The sequence below is a fragment of the Streptomyces alboniger genome, assembly GCF_008704395.1.
In the GTDB taxonomy this organism is placed as follows: Bacteria; Actinomycetota; Actinomycetes; order Streptomycetales; family Streptomycetaceae; genus Streptomyces; species Streptomyces alboniger.
This window is the reverse complement of the sequence record NZ_CP023695.1, coordinates 6777959-6794844: the sequence shown is the minus strand read 5'-3', so window position 1 is coordinate 6794844 and position 16886 is coordinate 6777959. Positions and strand designations below refer to the sequence as shown.

The window sequence follows — 16886 nt, the reverse complement described above, 5'->3', positions numbered from 1 at the left end:
CTTGCATTCCCCTTGCTTCCGGCCTTGCTCGTGTCAAGGCAGTCGCGCCGCTGCGACCATAACCGCAGGAAGGGCTCCCTGCCCAGGGCAATGATCGATCAGCCGGGCCCCGGGCGACCGGGCCCCGGCCCGACGGCTCGGTCCGGCGTTACCCTTCCCCGATGACCACTCAGGACTTCGCCACATACATCGCGGGCCTCCCTCGCGTGATCGTCGGGGCCGCGGCCCTCTTCCGGGACGCCGAGGGCCGCGTCCTTCTCGTCGAGCCCAACTACCGCGCGGGCTGGGCGCTGCCCGGCGGGACCGTCGAGTCGGACGACGGGGAGACACCGCGCCAGGGGGCGCGCAGGGAGACGGTCGAGGAGATCGGCCTCGACATCACGCTCGGGCCGCTCCTCGCGGTGGACTGGGTGCCGCCGGGGGCCGAGCGGACGCGGCCGCCGCTGGTGGCTTACCTGTACGACGGCGGGGTGCTGGACGAGGAGCAGCTGAAGTCGATCAGGTTGCAGGAGGAGGAGTTGCTCTCCTGGCGCCTGGCGGCCCGGGAGGAGCTGGCGGAGCTGCTGCCGGGGGCGTTGGGCCGCCGGGTCTCGGCCGCACTCGACGTGCTGGCGCGCGGCGAGGGGACCGCCGAGCTGGAGAACGGGCGCCGGGTCGCCTGACCCGGCGCCCGCCGGGCCGAGGATCCGTGCGAACCCGCGGGTCAGCTCCTTGCGAGCCCGCAGGCCAGATCCGTGCGAGCCCGCAGGTCAGAAGAGGAACGCGTCCTCTGCGCCGCCCGCGGCCCCGCCCTCGAAGGCCAGCAGCCGCTGCTTGCGCTCGAGGCCGCCGCCGTACCCCGTCAGGCTGCCGTTGGCGCCGACGACGCGATGGCACGGGACGATGACACCGATCGGGTTCTTGCCGTTGGCGAGGCCGACCGCGCGGGAGGCGCCGGGCTTGCCGAGGATCTCGGCGAGTTCGCCGTACGTACGGGTCTCGCCGTAGGGGATCCGCCGGAGTTCGTCCCAGACCGTGCGTTGGAACGGCGTGCCGTCGAGCCGCAGCGGCAGGTCGAACTCCTTCAGTTCCCCCGCGAAGTAGGCCGCCAGCTGGCTGGTCACCTCGCCGAAGGGCGCCGGGTCACGGTCGCCGAAGGTCTCCTGCGCCGGCCGGTGTCGCTGGTCGGTCATGTAGAGACCGCTGAGGACGCCGTCGGTGGCGACGAGGGTGAGCGGCCCGTAGGGGCTGTCGATGAGGGTGTGCAGGCGTTCCATGGATGTCCGTTTCCGTCCCTTGTACGGGGATGAGGTTCTCTCACGGGGCTGACGAGGTTCTGGCACGGCGCTGACGTGGTTCTGACACAGGGCTGACGGCTACGCGGGAATGACGTTGATGGGGTGGTCGTCGGTGGCCCACAGGTACTGCACCGCGTACGCCCGCCAGGGCCGCCAGGCGGCGGCGCGCGCGGTGAGCGCGGCCGGGGTGTGCGGCAGGCCCAGCTCCTTCGCGGCGCGCCGGATGCCGAGGTCGGAGGGGAGGAAGGCGTCGGGGTCGCCGAGCGCCCGCATGGCGATGACCTCGACCGTCCAGGGCCCGAATCCGGGCAGCTCGGTGAGGCGGGCCCGGGCCTCGTCCCAGCCGCTCTCCGCGCCGAGCCGGAGGCTGCCGTCGGCGAGGTGGCGTACGAGCGTGGTCAGCGTGGTGCGGCGGCTGCGGGGCAGGGCCAGCGACTCCGGGTCGAGCGCGGCGAGGGCCTCGGGGGTGGGGAAGAGGTGGGTGAGGCCGCCCTCGGGGTCCTCGACGCGCTCGCCGTGCGCGGTCACCAGGCGCGCGGCGTGGGTGCGGGCGGCGGCCGTGGAGACCTGCTGCCCGAGGACGGCGCGCACGGCGAACTCGGCCTCGTCGACCGTGCGCGGCACCCGCCGTCCCGGGGCCTTGTCGACGAGCGGCGCGAGCAGCGGGTCGCTCCTGAGCCGGTCGTCGACGGCGGCCGGATCGGCGTCCAGGTCGAGCATGCGGCGGCAGCGGCTGATGGCGATGGTCATATCGCGCGGGTCGGTGAGGCTCAGTCGGCAGCCGATGTGATCGGGGTGCGGGGTGAGGGCCACGACGCCGTGCCCGTAGGGGAGGTTCAGGGTCCGGCGGTACGCCCCGTCGCGCCACTCCTCGACGCCCGGGACGCCGGTCGCGATGAGGTGCCCGAAGAGGTTGTCGGGGTTGAGCGGGGCGCGGAACGGCAGCCGTAGCGAGAGCACGCCGGGCGTGGCGGGCGCCGCCGCCCCGGCCGGTTTCCGCGCACGGGCGCGCAGCTCTCCGGGGGCGAGCGCGAAGACCTCGCGCACGGTGTCGTTGAAGGTGCGGATGGAGGAGAAACCGGCGGCGAAGGCGATCTCCGCCATGGGCAGCGCGGTGGTCTCGATGAGCAGCCGCGCGGTCTGGGCTCGCTGGGCGCGGGCGAGCGCGAGGGGGCCCGCGCCCAGTTCGGTGCGGAGCTGGCGCTCCACCTGGCGGGCGCTGTAGCCGAGGCGGGCTGCGAGGCCGGGGACGCCTTCGCGGTCGACGACGCCGTCGGCGATCAGGCGCATGGCGCGGGCGACGAGGTCGGCCCGCTGGTTCCACTCGGGCGAGCCGGGGCTGCTGTCCGGACGGCACCGCTTGCAGGCCCGGAAGCCGGCCTGCTGGCAGGCGGCGGCGCTCGGGTAGAAGGTCATGTTCTCGGCCTTGGGCGGCACGACCGGGCAGCTGGGGCGGCAGTAGATGCGGGTGGTGACGACGGCCGTGAAGAACCAGCCGTCGAAGCGGGCGTCCTTCGACTGAACCGCGCGTACACAGCGTTCGGTGTCGGTGTGCATGCGCTCAAGCATCGCGGATTCCTCCGGCCATGACTGGCGAGAATCCGACATCATCCTCGCGCTGCCAGGGGCGTCGTGCTGTCAGTTCTCGGTGGCGTCACCGGAGGCGGCCAGCGCCTCGGCGAACGCGTCGTAGGCCGCCCGGTCGAAGAGCACGAACCGCACCTCGTCGAAGAGCGCGGGGTCGGCCGCCTCCCGCACGGTGCGCACGGCGACGCGGGCGGCGTCGTCGAGCGGCCAGCGGTAGACCCCCGTGGAGATCGCGGGGAAGGCGACGGTGCGCGCCCCCAGCTCGGCGGCGACCCGCAGCGCCTCGCGGTGGCAGGAGGCGAGCAGCTCGGAGCGGTCCTCCGTGGCGGACCAGACGGGGCCCACGGTGTGGATCACATGCCCGGCGTCGAGCTTTCCGGCGACGGTGGCCACGGCGCGGCCGGTGGGCAGCCCCTTGCCGATTGGGGTCTCCCCTGCTCGAACGGAGTTGAGAGCTTGGGGAAGGGAGGCGCGCAGACGGCGGCAGTCGGCGAGGATCTCGGGGCCGCCGCGCCGGTGGATGGCGCCGTCGACGCCGCCTCCGCCGAGGAGTGAGGAGTTGGCGGCGTTGACGAGGGCGTCGACGCGCTGGCGCGTGAGGTCGCCCTGGACGAGCGTGATGGACACGGTCACGGGATCATCCTCACGGAACCGGGGCGCACCGGCCCGGGGGCGGTACGCCTGCCACGAAGCCGGGTCTCACGCATCGCGGAGCCTCTTCCACACGGCCTTGGCGGCGTTGTGCCCGGACATGCCGTGGACGCCGGGGCCCGGGGGTGTGGCGGAGGAGCAGATGAAGACCGCCGGGTGCTTCGTCCCGTACGGGAAGAGGGAGAGCTTGGGGCGCAGGAGCAGTTGCAGTCCGCTGGCGGCGCCGCAGGCGATGTCGCCGCCCACGTAGTTGGCGTTGCGCTCGGCGAGTTGGGGCGGTCCTGCCGTGGCGCGGGCGAGGACGCGGTCGCGGAAGCCGGGTGCGAAGCGCTCCAGCTGCCGCTCGATGGCGTCGGTCAGGTCGCCGTCCCAGCCGTTCGGGACGTGTCCGTAGGCCCAGAAGACGTGCTTGCCCTCGGGGGCGCGGGAGGGGTCGACGACGCTGGGCTGCACGGTGATCAGGAACGGCGCGTCGGGCGCGCGCCCCTCGCGTGAGGCGGCGCGCAGCGCGGCACCGATCTCCGCGCTGCTCGCGCCGATCTGCACGGTTCCGGCCGACCGGGGCTCCTCGGCGGTCCAGGGGACGGGGCCGTCGAGCGCGTAGTCGATCTTGAAGGCGCTGGCCCCGTACCGATAGCGGGCATAGGCGTCGCCGAGTCCGGCGATGCGGGCGAGCGCGGTCGGCGAGGTGTCGAAGACGTAGGCGCGGGCGGGGGGCAGGTCGTCGAGGCGCTTGACCTCGTAGTCCGTGTGGACGGAGCCGCCGAGGTCCTTCAGATACGCGGTGAGCGCGTCGGAGATGGACTGCGAGCCGCCGCGCGCGAGCGGCCAGCCGCGGGCGTGGGCGGCCAGCGCGAAGACCATGCCCACGCCGCCGGTGACGATGCCGTCGAGCGGCGCGATGACGTGCGCGACGAGCCCGGCGAACAGCGCGCGGGCCCGGTCCTCGCGGAAGCGCCGCATCAGCCACGTCGACGGGGGCAGTCCGGCGAGTCCGAAGCGGGCGAGGGTGACGGGGTCGCGCGGCAGCGAACTCATCGGCAAGGACATGAAGTCCCGCAGCAGGACGTCCCACTTGGGGAGGAAGGGCTCCACCAGGCGCCGGTAGGTCCCCGCGTCGCGCGGCCCGAAGGAGGCCGCCGTCTCGGCGACGGAGCGGGAGAGCACGGCGGCGCTGCCGTCCGGGAAGGGGTGCGCCATGGGCAGCGGGGCGTGCAGCCACTGGAGGCCGTACCGCTCCAGGGGCATGGCGCGGAACGCCGGGGAGTTGATGCCCAGCGGATGGGCGGCGGAGCAGGGGTCGTGCCGGAAGCCGGGGAGTGTCAGCTCCTCGGTGCGGGCCCCGCCCCCCACGGTGCTCTTGGCCTCGAACACGGCCACGGAGAAGCCGCGGCGGGCCAGCTCGACGGCGGCGGTCAGGCCGTTCGGCCCCGCCCCCACGATGACGGCATCAAGCATCGACGGCACCTTCGGACTCCTTCGTCAGCCGATGGCCTCTGCCGCACAGGATAGGCCGGGGCACTGACACCGCGGTCGCCGCGGTGGCCCCGCGGCGGTGCCGGCCCGGACCCGGCCGCTCAGGCCGACGGCTCGGGCCATGCCTCTCAGGCCCCGCTCGAGAGGAGGTCCACCACGCGCCGGGCCGTGGCCGCGTCGCGCGCCGCGGTGAACGGCAGCGCGTTCCCCCCGCCTATGCGGAACGGCTCGCCCGTCAGCGTCATGGAGGCACCCCCGGCCTCGGCGACGAGCAGCAGACCCGCGGCGTGGTCCCAGGCCAGCTCCCACGAGAAGGCGACGGCGTCCAACTCCCCCTTAGCCACGGCGAGGTACTCAAGGCCCGCCGAACCGCACGGCCGGGGCCGCACGCCGTCCGCCCGCAGGCCGAGCAGCGCCCGCTTCTGCTCCTCGGTGGTGAAGTCCGGGTGGGAGGTGGCGACTTCGAGGTCCTGTCCGGGCTCGGGCGCGCCCGACACCAGGGGCTGCCCGTCCAGCCAGGCGCCCTTGCCGCGTACGGCCACGGCGAGCTGGTCCAGCGCCGGGGCGTACGTCCAGGACGCCAGCACCTCTCCGCCCACCGCGAGGGCGACGAGCATGCAGAAGCCGGGGTCGCCCTGCACGAACTGCCGCGTCCCGTCCACGGGGTCGACTATCCACACGGGGGCCTCGCCGCGTATCGCCTCGTACGTCGACGGGTCGGCGTGCACCGCTTCCTCGCCCACGACGACGGAGCCCGGCAGGAGGGCGGCCAGGTCCACCGTCAGCTGTTCCTCGGCGCGGCGGTCGGCCACGGTCACCATGTCGTGCGGGCCGCTCTTCTCCACCACGTCACCCTCGGCGAGCTGGCGGAACCGGGGGGTCACCTCGGCCGCCGCCGCCTTCCGGAGGGCCTCCTCCACGTCGCGTACGCCCTGCGTCAGAAACTCTTCGATCATGCGTCCATGAGAGCACGCCGCGCTGACATCCCGTACGCCTCGGGTGAACGGTTTCTTGTGACTACGTGAACACCGGGTTCGGCACGGCCGCCCCGCCGGACTCAGCGGCCGACCGCGTACCCCTGCATCCCCCGGGGATTGGCCGCCGCCGACAGCACCCCGCTCTCCGGGTCCCGCGCCACCGCGCACAGCCGGCCCTCCGTCCACGCGCCCCCCATCAGCACGTCGTGCCCCCGCCGCCGCAACCCGGCCACCACCTCCGGGGCCATCCGGGACTCCACCGTCACGCTCCCGGGCCGCATCCCCCGGGGGTGGAAGGAACCGGGAAAGCTGTCCGTGTGCCAGCTGGGCGCGTCGATCGCGCCTTGCAGGTCGAGGCCGCCCTGGACCGGGGCCCGCAGCGCCACCCCCAGGAAGAAGTGCACCTGCCACTGATCCTGCTGATCGCCCCCGGGTGTCCCGAAGGCCATGACCGGAACGCCGTCCCTCAGCGCCAGCGACGGCGTCAACGTGGTCCGGGGCCGCCTGCCCGGCGTGAGCGAGTTCGGCAGCCCCTCCTCCAGCCACGCCATCTGAAGCCGCGTACCCAAGGGGAAGCCGAGTTCCGGCACGACGGGGTTGGACTGGAGCCATCCGCCGCTGGGTGTGGCGGAGAGCATGTTCCCCCAGCGGTCGACGACGTCGAGGTGGCAGGTGTCCCCGCGCGTCGCGCCGTCCCCGGCCACGGTCGGCTCGCCGCCCCCCGCGGCCGCGACCGCGAGCGCACCGCCGTCCCCCGAGGCCGAGGACACCGCGAGCGCGTGCGAGGAGAGCCGGGGCTCCCGCCCGCCGGGCGAGCCGGGCCGCAGCTCGTACGAGGCGTCGTCACCGATCAGCTTCCGCCGGCGTGCGTTGTACTCCTTGGAGAGCAGCTCACGGACCGGCACCGACCCGGCGCCGCCCTCCCCGGCGTCGCCGTACCAGGCCTCCCGGTCCGCCATGGCGAGCTTGCAGCCCTCGATCAGGAGGTGGACGTAGTCCTCGGACCCGTACGTGGGAAGCTCCGCGGGGTCCTGGGGCAGCAGCGCGAACTGCTGGAGGAAGGCGGGGCCCTGGCTCCAGGCCCCGGCCTTGCACAGGGTCCAGCCGTTCCAGTCGTACGTGACCGGGTCCTCGTACCGCGCGGACCAGCCCCGCAGGTCCTCCGCCGAGAGCGTCCCCGCGTGCCGCTCACCACTCGTGTCCATGGTGGGCCGCCCGGCCTGCCGCACGAGCGCCTCGGCGATGAACCCGCTGCGCCACACTTCGCGCGCGGCGTCGATCACGTCGGTGCGTGACCTGCCGGGCGCCTCGGCCTGTGCCACGAGCCGCCGCCACGTCGCGGCGAGTGCCGGATTGCGGAACAGCTCGCCGGTGCGGGGCGGTTCACCGCCCTCGGGGCCCGCGCGGAGATAGACCTCCGCGGACGAGGGCCACTCCTCCTCGAAGAGCTGCCGTACCGTCTCGACGGCCTCGCCGATGCCTTCGACGGGCGCGTGGCCGTCCTCGGCGTACCCGATGGCGTACTTGAGGACGTCGGCGAGCGATTTCGTGCCGTGGTCCCGCAGCAGCACCATCCACGCGTCGAAGGCACCGGGCACGGCCGCGGCGAGCGGCCCGGTGCCGGGCACCAGGTCAAGCCCGAGGGAACGGTAGTGGGCCACGGTGGCGCCGGCGGGCGCGGGCCCCTGGCCGCAGAGCACGCGCACGTCGCCGCCCGCGGGCGCGAGGATGATCGGGACCTCGCCCGCGGGCCCGTTGAGGTGGGGCTCGACGACGTGCAGGACGAATCCCGCGGCGACCGCGGCGTCGAACGCGTTGCCTCCGTCCTCCAGCACGGCCATCGCGGACTGGGAGGCGAGCCAGTGGGTGGACGACACCATGCCGAAGGTGCCCTGGAGTGTGGGGCGCGTCGTGAACATGCTCAGCAGGCTAGGGCCTGTCCGGCGGATCGAGGCCGTGTTCGGGTGGCGGCCACCCTTCGGTGCGGGTCAGTCGATGCCCCTGGCCCGCTTGAACCGGCCCAGCCCGTCGGCCAGTTCGAGGAGCGGCTCGGGGTAGTCGTAGCGCTCCCTCTCCTTGCCCGGCAGCTTCCACGGCTCGTGGACCGCGGCGCCGGGCAGCCCGGCGAGTTCGGGCACCCAACGACGTACGTAGGCGCCGTCGGGGTCGTAGCGCTTGGCCTGGAGGACGGGGTTGAGCACCCGGTTGGGCCGGCTGTCCGTGCCGGTGCCCGCCATCCACTGCCAGTTGAGCTGGTTGTTGGCGATGTCCCCGTCGACCAGCAGCCGTTGGAAGTGGCGGGCACCCACCCGCCAGTCGACGTACAGGGTTTTGGTCAGGAAGCTCGCGGTCAGCAGCCTGCCCCGGTTGTGCATCCAGCCCTCGTGCAGCAGCTGCCGCATCGCGGCGTCGATGATCGGGTATCCCGTACGGCCTTCCCGCCACGCCCGGATGTCCTGCGCCGCCGACTCCTGCGAGCGCCAGCGGTCGCCGCGCGTGCGGTAGTCGGCGGACGCCGTCCGCGGTCTGGCGGCGAGCACCTGGTGGTGGAAGTCGCGCCAGCACAGTTGCCTGACGAAGTCCTCGGCGCCCGGGGTCGCCCGCGCGCGGGCGTGGTGGACGAGTTCGGCGCAGGACAGCGTGCCGAAGTGCAGATGCGGCGAGAGCTTGGAGGTGGCGTCGCCCGCGAGGTCGTCGTGGCGCTCGCCGTACCGGTCGATGCCGCCGCGCAGCCACGCCTTCCACCGCTTTCTGCCCTCGCTCTCCCCGCCGTGGGCGAGCCCCGGTGAGGTGCCGGTGATGTCGTCGCGGGCGGGGAGGCGCTCTGAGCGGACGTGGTCGGGGACGCGCACGGTGCGCGGGGCGCCGAGGACGGCCCGTACGCCCTGGGCGGACCAGCGGCGGAGGTAGGGGGTGAAGACGGCGAAGTGGTCGGAGTTGGTGGGGGTGACGGCGCCGGGCGGGAGGGCGGTGATCACGGCGTCGTGGACGTGCAGCCGGTGGCCGTCCGCCTCCAGCGCCTCGCGCAGCCGCCGCTCGCGGCTCTGCGCGTACCGGCTGACGCCGGCCGCCATGTGGACCTCGTCGGCGTCCGTCGCCTCCATGACGGCCCGCACCTCGGCGACGGGGTCGCCGGTGCGCACCACCAGACGCCCGCCCCGGTCGCGCAGCCGCCGGTCGAGGTCGGTGAGGCAGTCGGCGAGGAACGCCTGGCGGTTCGGCCCCGCGAAGCCGGTGCCGTCGATGGCGGGGTCCCGGACGAAGAGCGGAACCACGGCGTCCGCGCGGGCGAGCGCGGCGCGCAGCGGCGGATGGTCGTGCACGCGCAGGTCGGAGGTGAACAGGACGACCGAGACAGTCATGGCGCTACTCCTGGGAGGCCGGTACCGGCGGCGTGGAGCCGGTGCCGGGGGCGGTGAGGGCGGCCTCCCTCGACGCCGCCTTGGCGATGTTGCGGGCCATGCCGCCGAACACTACGGCGTGGAACGGCGAGACGCTCCACCAGTAGGCGTGGCCGAGCAGCCCGTGCGGGTGGAAGAGCGCCCGCTGCCGGTAGCGGGCGCGGCCCTCTGCGTCCTGGTCGGCGCGCATCTCCAGCCAGGCCAGGCCGGGCAGCCGCATCTCCGCCCGCAGCCGCAGCAGCCGGCCCTGCTGGATCTCCTCGACCCGCCAGAAGTCGAGCGAGTCACCGACCCGCAGCCGTGCGGCGTCCCGGCGGCCGCGGCGCAGCCCCACACCGCCGACCGCCCGGTCCAGCCAGCCCCGCACGGCCCAGGCCAGCGGGAAGGAGTACCAGCCGTTCTCGCCGCCGACGCCCTCGATGATCCGCCAGAGGTCCTGCGGCGGGGCGTCGACGGTGATCTGCCGCCGGTCGGTGTAGAGACTGCCACCCGCCCAGTCGGGGTCGGTGGGCAGCGGGTCGCTCGGCGCGCCGGGCAGCGCGGCCGACGACCAGCGGGTGACGACCTGCGCCTCCTTCACCCGCCGCAGCGCGAGCTTCAGCGCGTCGTCGAAGGAGATCGGGGTGCCGGGCGGGTCGGGTACGTACCGCGCGATGTCGTGCTCGTCGCAGACCACCTCGTGCCGCAGTGACTCCGCGAGGGGCCGGGCCAGGGCCCGGGGCACCGGGGTCACCAGGCCGATCCAGAGGCTGGAGAGCCCGGGGCTGAGCATGGGGACGCGCACGATGAGGCGGTGCGGCAGCGACGCGACGGTCGCGTACCGCCGCATCATCTGTTCGTAGGTGACGACGTCGGGGCCGCCGATGTCGAAGGCGCGGTTCACGTCGGAGGGCATGCGTGCGCTGCCGACGAGGTAGCGCAGGACGTCACGTACGGCGATGGGCTGCACGCGCGTGCCGACCCAGCTGGGCGTGACCATGACCGGCAGCCGTTCGGTGAGGTACCGGAGCATCTCGAAGGAGGCGGAGCCGGAGCCGATGATGACGGCCGCGCGCAGCACGGTGGCCGGGACCTCGGCGCGCAGGAAGATCTCGCCGACCTCCGCCCTGGAGCGCAGGTGGGGCGAGAGTTCTCGGGGCGGTACGTCCGAGGGGGTGAGGCCGCCGAGGTAGACGATGCGGCGCACCCCGGCCGCACGGGCCTGTTCCGCGAAGTTCTGGGCGGCCTTGCGGTCGGTCTCCTCGAAGCGTGAGCCGGTGCCCAGGGCGTGTACCAGGTAGTACGCCACGTCGATGCCGCGCATCGCCCCGGCCAGCGAGTCGGCGTCGGTGACGTCACCCCGTACCACCTCGGCGCGGGGCGCCCAGGGGTGGTCGCGCAGCTTCTCGGGCGTGCGGGCGAGGCAGCGCACGCGGTATCCGGCGTCGAGGAGTTCGGGGACGAGGCGGCCTCCGATATAGCCCGTCGCCCCTGTCACCAGGACACACGGGCCCGGCTCGGCGCCCTGTCCGGCCTGAACGCTCATCGCTTCCTCCACCCGCTCGCTCTCACTCTCTGCCCCGTCTCTCTGCCCCATCTTCCGCCCGACCGGACATTCCGGCACTCGGCTAGCGTTGGGGACGATTCGGAATCGTGAACGAGGGCGACGCGCCCCGCGGGCTTGGAGGAAGCACGGTGCACGGTGAGTACAAGGTCCCCGGCGGCAAGCTCGTCGTGGTGGATCTGGACGTCGAGGGCGGCGAGCTGCGGCGCACGCGCGTGGCCGGCGACTTCTTCCTCGAACCGGACGAGGCGCTCGACGCGATCAACGGCGCGCTGGACGGCTCTCCCGCCGACACGGACGCCGCGGGCCTCGCCGCCCGCATCGACGCCGCGCTCCCCGAGGACACCGTGATGTACGGCCTGACGTCGGAGGGCATCGGGATCGCCGTGCGCCGTGCCCTCGCGCACGCGACGGACTGGACCGACTACGACTGGCAGCTCGTGCACGAGGGGCCGCAGCCGCCTGCCCTGCACATGGCCCTGGACGAGGTACTGACGCAGGAGGTCGCGGCGGGCCGCCGCCCGCCGACGCTGCGGGTGTGGGAGTGGGGCGCCCCATCGGTGATCATCGGCAGCTTCCAGTCGCTGGCCAACGAGGTCGATCCGGAGGGGGCGGCCCGGCACGGGATCGATGTCGTACGCCGCATCTCGGGCGGCGGCGCGATGTTCGTGGAGCCGGGCAACACCATCACGTACTCGCTCTCCGTGCCCGACGCCCTCGTGCAAGGGCTCTCTTTCCAGGACAGCTACGCCTATCTCGACGACTGGGTGCTCGGCGCCCTCGCCGACATGGGCATCAAGGCGTGGTACCAGCCGCTCAACGACATCGCGACGGACGCGGGGAAGATCGCGGGCGCCGCGCAGAAGCGCGTGGTGGGGCCCGGTGGCGGCCCGGGCGCCGTCCTGCACCACGTGACGATGTCCTACGACATCGACGCCGACAAGATGCTCGAAGTGCTCCGCATCGGCAAGGAGAAGCTGTCCGACAAGGGCACCAGGAGCGCCAAGAAGCGGGTGGATCCGTTGCGCCGCCAGACCGGTCTGCCGCGCGAGACCGTCATCGACCGCATGATCGACTCCTTCCGCTCCCGCTACGGCCTCACCCGGGGCGAGGTCACCGACGCCGAACTGGCCCGGGCCCAGGATCTCGTACGCACCAAGTTCGGTACGGCCGAGTGGACGGCCCGGGTGCCCTGACCGTCCCCGGCGCTCACCTGGCGCCCGCGTCGTCGGGGCTGCGCTGCCAGGCGGTCGTGCCGAGCATGCCGGTCTCGCCGATGTCGAGGCCGCCGTCCGGTTCGATGGTCTGGCGCGCCGCGCCCTCGGCGGGACCGATCTCCACGTAGACGCCGCTGCCCGCCTTGGTGGACGCGTCCACGGCGGAGTACCGCCACACCAGTGAGGTGTACGCGGACTGCCCCGGCCGCAGCTTGACGCGGCTCGGGCCCGGGTCGTCCATGGTGGTGACCGGCTCGGTCCCCTTGAGCACCGTGACGCCGAAGAGCTGCCGGTCGAGGCCGCGGACGCGGATGTCGGGGTAGCCGTTGAGTTCGCGGACGCCCTTGCCGCAGTTGGTCAGCGTCACCGACATCGCGCGCAGCCCCATCGCGGCCGTCACCATGCCCGGGGACATGCTCACGCCCGACTCCGGGCAGGACGGCGGGCTGGGGGCCGCGGCCGGTGGAGTGTCGGGGCCGAGCGAGAGGTCGGAGGGCCGGGCCGGGTCGGAGGGCGGAGCCGGGTCGGCCGGCTCGGGCCGTGACGCCCCGGGAGTCGGCTCGCGCTCCGGGTTCGCCTCACGGTCCAGCTCCGCGGAGAGTCCGCATCCGGAGAGGAGCAGGGCGGCCACTGAGAGGGCCGCGGCCTGCTCGAGGGGCCGCGGCCGCTCCCCGGACCCCGTCCCGGGTCCCGGTCTCCCCTCGGGGGCCTGCCCATGCCTCGGTATGACGGTCACTCAGGAATCATGTCACGACCCAGGCCCACCCATTTCAGTCGATACCGGACCCCGCCGCGGCCCCGTACACCGCGTGAACGGGTTACGGGCGGCGGACTGCCGCAGTAACATACATACATGCATGTAGGTGCTGAGCGAGTGACTCAAGCCGAGCGACGGGCCCGTACGCGCGGCGCGATTCTGGCGTCGGCCACGCGGGGCCTGTCCCGCTACGGCTACGGAAACCTCGTACTCGAACAGGTGGCGCGCGAGGCGGGCTACACCCGCGGCGCGCTCTACCACCAGTTCAAGGACAAGCAGGATCTGACGCTGGCCGTGATCCAGTGGATCGGCGAGACCTGGATGGAGGAGGTCGGGCCCCTCATCGAGCGGGAGCGGCACCCCGTCGCGGCCCTGCTCACCCTGGCGCGCGGCCACGCCGTCTACTGCCGGCGCAACGGCGCCCGGGTGGCGACCGCGCTCCGGCTGGAGTTCAGCGGCCAGGACCACCCCGTCGCGCACGAGATCGAGCGGGCCTACGAGAATCTCGTCACGCGCTGCGAAAGCCTCATCGGCGCGGCGCGGGAGGCGGGCGCGATCCCGCCAGGCCCACCGGTCCGCACCCTCGCCCTGGCCTTCGTCGGCGCGCTCGACGGCACGGCGATCGCCCTGTCCGGCCAGGAACCGCACGACGAGCTGCTCACCGTCCGCGCCGTCGCGGGCGTCCTCGGCATCGATCCCTGCTCGTACTCGCCCACTGAGCGCACGACCGACCACACGGAGGCACCGTCATGAAGCTCCCGAACAGCGCGCACACGTCACGGCCCTGGCGGATACACGAGATCACCCGCGACTTCCGCCTGTACGACGTGTGGGCGCTGCCGACGCCGGGCGGGCCCGGTGACTTCCCACTGCTGATCCAGGACACCGTCAAGGGCGATACGTCGGAGAGCCCGTCCCGCGTCTCCCGCGCCCTCTTCGCGATCCGCTGGAAGCTCGGCAAGCTCTTCGGCTGGGACGACCCGGACTCCGGTGTCGGATCGCGCGTCCCGACGCTGCGCGACCGGCTCCCCGCGGACCTGCGCGAGGGCCCGGCGGGACCGGAGTTCGACTCCCTGCCCTTCACCTCCGTCTATCTGAGGGACGACGAATGGGCCTCGGAGCTGGGCAACCGGACCGTCCACGGGGTGATGCACCTGAGCTGGGTGCCCGACGGCAAGGGCGGCTACCGGGGGCAGATGGCCGTCCTGGTGAAGCCCAACGGGCTCTTCGGGAAGGCTTACATGGCCGCGATCGCCCCGTTCCGGCACCTGCTCGTGTATCCGCAGCTGATGCGGGAGATCGACCAGAAGTGGCAGGCGCACGCCCGGTAGCCTGAACCGCATGGGCCCGGATCCGTTCACCCCCGATTTGCTGCCCGGGTGGGAAGTCGCCCGCCCGCGCGGCGGCACGCCGTTCGACGGCGTGGACATGGCCGGGTTCCGCGACCGGGACGCCATGGGCCTCGACTCGTGGGTGCTCCCCCAGCCGGCCGTGACGGTGGTCTTCGAGTTCGGCGGCGACTCTATTGGCGTCGAACAGGCCGACGGGAGTGAGATGTTGGGCGGCCTCGCCGCCGGTATGTCGCCCGGCCCGACCCGCATCCGTGGGCGGCGCGTCCACTGTGTCGAGGTCCGCCTCTCGCCCGTCACGGCGTACTCGACTCTGGGCCTCTCCCCCACCGACCGCGAGGGCCGTGTGATCGACCTGACGGACCTGTGGGGGCGCCAGGAGCAGCGCCTGCGCGAGCAGTTGGCGGCCGCGTCGGGGTGGGAGGGGCGCTTCACTCTGCTGAGCGCGTTCCTCGCCGAGCGGGTCGGATCGGGCATGCCGGTGGATCCCGAGGTGGCGGCCGTATGGCGGCACATCGTCGCCCGGCGGGGCCGCGTGCGGGTCAATGACCTCGCGCAGTCGTGCGGTTGGAGCCGCAAGCGGCTGTGGTCACGGTTCGGCACCCAGATTGGGATGACCCCCAAGCGCGCCGCGATGCTCGTCCGCTTCGACCGGGCCGCGCGCGGCCTGTCGGCGGGCCGGGACCCCGCCGAGGTCGCCGCGGTGTGCGGCTACGCCGACCAGTCCCATATGCACCGTGACGTACGGGACTTCGCCGGGATCACGCCGCGTGCTCTGCGCGCTCCGGGCGCCCTCAGCGCTCCGGGCACTTCGACCGCTCCGGGCACCTCAGGCACTCATGACACCCCGGGAACCCCAGGAACCCCAGGGGCCCCAGCAGGGGAACATTTCTCCAAGACGTGAGCCACCGGGCTCCACGACGGTGGAGGCATGCGGAATCACGACACGAAGAACACCGAGGTGCACGTCACCGCGAGCGGGCCGCCGGACGCGCCCGCCCTGGTCCTGATCCACGGCCTCGCGGGCTCGACGGCCTGGTGGGACCCCGTGGTCCCGGCGCTGGCGCGGGCCCACCGCGTGCTCCGCGTCGACCTTCCCGGGCACGGCAGGTCGGCGCGGCCGCCTCGGGGCGATGACGACATCCCGGCCCAGGCCCGCCGGGTCGCCGGGGCCCTGGACGGTATCGGCGTGGACCGGGCCGCAGTGGCCGGGCACTCGACGGGCGGCCTGGTGGGCACGGCCCTGGCCGAGCAACGGCCCGACCTGGTGGGCGCGTTGGCGCTCATCAACACCGGGCCGAGCCCCGACGCCCATCTCCCGCAGCCCTTTCCCGCCCGCCTCGTCACGGTACCCGTGCTCGGCCGGTGGATGTGGCGCGTACGGAACGACGCCGCGATCCGGCGGGCCCTGGACACCAAGTCACTCGCGTACCTCGACAGGCGTGAACTGACCGCACGGCTGGCCCAGTTGACGGTGCCACTCATGGTGATCGTCGGGACCCATGACCGCCGCCGGCAGCCCTCCTCCGCCGAGCGTTACCGCGAAGTCCCCGGGCTGCGGCTCGAACTCCTCCCGGGCGTCGGCCACACCCCGATGCTCGAATCCCCGCTGCGGACGGCGGATCTGCTCCTCGCGTTCACCTCGTCCCTCAGGTGAGCTGCGGGATGACCGACGTGCCGTACGCGTCGATCACTTCCTCCCGGGCGTCGTGCATCGCGTACAGGGCGAACTGGTCGACCCCCAACTCCCTCAGCTCCCGCAGCCGTTCGAGGTGGGAGTCGACGGGGCCGAGGAGGCAGAACCGGTCGACGATCTCGTCGGGCACGAAGGCCGTGTCCGGGTTCCCGGCCCGCCCGTGGTGGCTGTAGTCGTAGCCCTCCCGCGCCTTGATGTACTCGGTGAGGGAGCGCGGCACCACGGAGGAGTCCTCGCCGTACCTGGTGACCAGGTCGGCGACGTGGTTGCCGACCATCCCGCCGAACCACCGGCACTGCTCACGGGCGTGCGCGAGGTCGTCGCCGACGTACGCGGGCGCCGCGACGCAGATCTTCACGTCGCCCGGGTCACGCCCCGCCGCGGCCGCCGCGTCCCGCACGGCCTTCACCATGTGCTCGGTCAGATAGGGGTCGGCGAGCTGGAGGATGAACCCGTCCGCCCGCTGCCCGGCGAGCGCGAGCGCCTTGGGGCCGTACGCCGCCATCCACACCGGCAGCTTCCCCTCCCGCACCCAGGGCAGCCGCAGCCGCTGCCCGTCGACGTCCGCCTCGCGCCCCTCGGCGAGGTCGCGGATGACGTCGATCGCCTCGCCGAGCCGGGCCAGCGTGTTCGGCCTGCGGCCCGCGACGCGCATCGCGGAGTCCCCGCGCCCGATGCCGCAGACCGTGCGGTTGCCGTACATGTCGTTGAGCGTGGCGAACGTGGAGGCGGTGACCTCCCAGGTCCTGGTGCCCGGGTTGGTGACCATGGGGCCCACCGTCAGCCGCGTGGTGTGTTCGAGGATGCGGCTGTAGATGACGAACGGCTCCTGCCACAAAACCGTGGAGTCGAACGTCCAGCCGTAGCGGAAGCCGTTGCGCTCCGCGCGCCGCATGAGTCCGACGACCGCCGAGGCGGGCGGGTCCGTTTGCAGCACAAGTCCGAAATCCACAGC

At 73.3% G+C, this 16886-nt stretch carries 16 protein-coding genes; 6 read left to right on the top strand and 10 right to left on the bottom strand.

The window, feature by feature from the left end; genetic code table 11:
• The first annotated feature begins 161 nt into the window (after positions 1-161).
• A complete protein-coding gene (locus tag CP975_RS29840) occupies positions 162-662 on the top strand; it encodes an NUDIX domain-containing protein (RefSeq protein WP_055529022.1) in 501 nt (166 codons plus the stop codon).
• An 87-nt stretch (positions 663-749) separates the two neighbouring features.
• Here the strand turns inward: CP975_RS29840 and CP975_RS29835 are convergent, their stop codons facing one another.
• The 8 genes from CP975_RS29835 to CP975_RS29800 all read right to left on the bottom strand — a co-directional run bounded on the left by CP975_RS29835 (position 750) and on the right by CP975_RS29800 (position 10894).
• Positions 750-1256: a methylated-DNA--[protein]-cysteine S-methyltransferase gene (locus CP975_RS29835; RefSeq protein WP_055529024.1), complete on the bottom strand. Its 507-nt coding sequence runs from the start codon at positions 1254-1256 to the stop codon at positions 750-752.
• Between the two features lie 99 nt (positions 1257-1355).
• Positions 1356-2834, bottom strand: a complete 1479-nt coding sequence (locus CP975_RS29830; protein WP_055529056.1) for an AlkA N-terminal domain-containing protein — start codon at positions 2832-2834, stop codon at positions 1356-1358.
• 81 nt (positions 2835-2915) lie between these two features.
• Positions 2916-3497: an O-acetyl-ADP-ribose deacetylase gene (locus tag CP975_RS29825; protein WP_055529026.1), complete on the bottom strand. Its 582-nt coding sequence runs from the start codon at positions 3495-3497 to the stop codon at positions 2916-2918.
• A 66-nt stretch (positions 3498-3563) separates the two neighbouring features.
• Complete coding sequence (locus tag CP975_RS29820) at positions 3564-4973, bottom strand: phytoene desaturase family protein (protein ID WP_055529028.1); 1410 nt, start codon at positions 4971-4973, stop codon at positions 3564-3566.
• A 146-nt stretch (positions 4974-5119) separates the two neighbouring features.
• The gene (locus CP975_RS29815; RefSeq protein ID WP_055529029.1) at positions 5120-5947 is read right to left on the bottom strand and encodes an inositol monophosphatase family protein; all 828 of its coding nucleotides are present in this window, start codon (positions 5945-5947) and stop codon (positions 5120-5122) included.
• Positions 5948-6048: 101 nt separating this feature from the next.
• The gene (locus tag CP975_RS29810) at positions 6049-7887 is read right to left on the bottom strand and encodes a gamma-glutamyltransferase family protein (RefSeq protein ID WP_055529031.1); all 1839 of its coding nucleotides are present in this window, start codon (positions 7885-7887) and stop codon (positions 6049-6051) included.
• A gap of 69 nt (positions 7888-7956) precedes the next feature.
• Entirely contained in the window at positions 7957-9330 is a 1374-nt protein-coding gene (locus CP975_RS29805) for a cryptochrome/photolyase family protein (RefSeq protein WP_055529033.1), read from the bottom strand.
• 4 nt (positions 9331-9334) lie between these two features.
• Positions 9335-10894 (bottom strand): SDR family oxidoreductase, encoded by a 1560-nt coding sequence (locus CP975_RS29800; protein ID WP_055529035.1) that lies wholly within the window; start codon positions 10892-10894, stop codon positions 9335-9337.
• A 149-nt stretch (positions 10895-11043) separates the two neighbouring features.
• Between CP975_RS29800 and lplAB the strand changes: the two genes are divergently transcribed.
• Entirely contained in the window at positions 11044-12108 is a 1065-nt protein-coding gene (gene lplAB, locus CP975_RS29795) for a lipoate-protein ligase LplAB (protein WP_055529037.1), read from the top strand.
• 13 nt (positions 12109-12121) lie between these two features.
• Here the strand turns inward: lplAB and CP975_RS29790 are convergent, their stop codons facing one another.
• On the bottom strand, positions 12122-12865 hold the full coding sequence (locus CP975_RS29790; RefSeq protein ID WP_150477556.1) for a DUF4232 domain-containing protein: 744 nt from the start codon (positions 12863-12865) through the stop codon (positions 12122-12124).
• Positions 12866-13003: 138 nt separating this feature from the next.
• Between CP975_RS29790 and CP975_RS29785 the strand changes: the two genes are divergently transcribed.
• From CP975_RS29785 to CP975_RS29770, 4 genes are read left to right on the top strand one after another with little or no spacing between them, the layout of a single operon-like run.
• On the top strand, positions 13004-13639 hold the full coding sequence (locus CP975_RS29785) for a TetR/AcrR family transcriptional regulator (protein WP_246201679.1): 636 nt from the start codon (positions 13004-13006) through the stop codon (positions 13637-13639).
• Positions 13636-14217 (top strand): DUF2867 domain-containing protein, encoded by a 582-nt coding sequence (locus CP975_RS29780; RefSeq protein ID WP_055529040.1) that lies wholly within the window; start codon positions 13636-13638, stop codon positions 14215-14217. Before CP975_RS29785 ends, CP975_RS29780 begins: the two co-directional genes overlap by 4 nt.
• A 10-nt stretch (positions 14218-14227) precedes the next feature.
• Positions 14228-15139 carry a helix-turn-helix domain-containing protein gene (locus tag CP975_RS29775; RefSeq protein ID WP_070321179.1) on the top strand — a complete coding sequence of 304 codons (912 nt, stop codon included), beginning with the start codon at positions 14228-14230 and terminating at the stop codon, positions 15137-15139.
• A gap of 27 nt (positions 15140-15166) precedes the next feature.
• Positions 15167-15892: an alpha/beta fold hydrolase gene (locus CP975_RS29770; RefSeq protein ID WP_055529041.1), complete on the top strand. Its 726-nt coding sequence runs from the start codon at positions 15167-15169 to the stop codon at positions 15890-15892.
• On the opposite strand, the gene CP975_RS29765 is transcribed toward CP975_RS29770, so the two are convergent.
• The gene (locus CP975_RS29765) at positions 15885-16883 is read right to left on the bottom strand and encodes a TIGR03842 family LLM class F420-dependent oxidoreductase (RefSeq protein ID WP_055529042.1); all 999 of its coding nucleotides are present in this window, start codon (positions 16881-16883) and stop codon (positions 15885-15887) included. The genes CP975_RS29770 and CP975_RS29765 overlap by 8 nt on opposite strands.
• Positions 16884-16886: the final 3 nt, after the last annotated feature.

Excerpts from the sequence above, each read along its gene's own strand:
- CP975_RS29770 (WP_055529041.1), top strand. The coding sequence starts at position 15,167 with ATGCGGAATCACGACACGAAGAACACCGAGGTGCACGTCACCGCGAGC.
- CP975_RS29780 (WP_055529040.1), top strand. The coding sequence starts at position 13,636 with ATGAAGCTCCCGAACAGCGCGCACACGTCACGGCCCTGGCGGATACAC.
- CP975_RS29775 (WP_070321179.1), top strand. The coding sequence starts at position 14,228 with ATGGGCCCGGATCCGTTCACCCCCGATTTGCTGCCCGGGTGGGAAGTC.
- CP975_RS29810 (WP_055529031.1), bottom strand. The coding sequence starts at position 7,887 with ATGTTCACGACGCGCCCCACACTCCAGGGCACCTTCGGCATGGTGTCG.
- CP975_RS29840 (WP_055529022.1), top strand. The coding sequence starts at position 162 with ATGACCACTCAGGACTTCGCCACATACATCGCGGGCCTCCCTCGCGTG.
- CP975_RS29835 (WP_055529024.1), bottom strand. The coding sequence starts at position 1,256 with ATGGAACGCCTGCACACCCTCATCGACAGCCCCTACGGGCCGCTCACC.
- CP975_RS29800 (WP_055529035.1), bottom strand. The coding sequence starts at position 10,894 with ATGAGCGTTCAGGCCGGACAGGGCGCCGAGCCGGGCCCGTGTGTCCTG.
- CP975_RS29815 (WP_055529029.1), bottom strand. The coding sequence starts at position 5,947 with ATGATCGAAGAGTTTCTGACGCAGGGCGTACGCGACGTGGAGGAGGCC.
- CP975_RS29805 (WP_055529033.1), bottom strand. The coding sequence starts at position 9,330 with ATGACTGTCTCGGTCGTCCTGTTCACCTCCGACCTGCGCGTGCACGAC.
- CP975_RS29830 (WP_055529056.1), bottom strand. The coding sequence starts at position 2,834 with ATGCACACCGACACCGAACGCTGTGTACGCGCGGTTCAGTCGAAGGAC.
- CP975_RS29820 (WP_055529028.1), bottom strand. The coding sequence starts at position 4,973 with ATGCTTGATGCCGTCATCGTGGGGGCGGGGCCGAACGGCCTGACCGCC.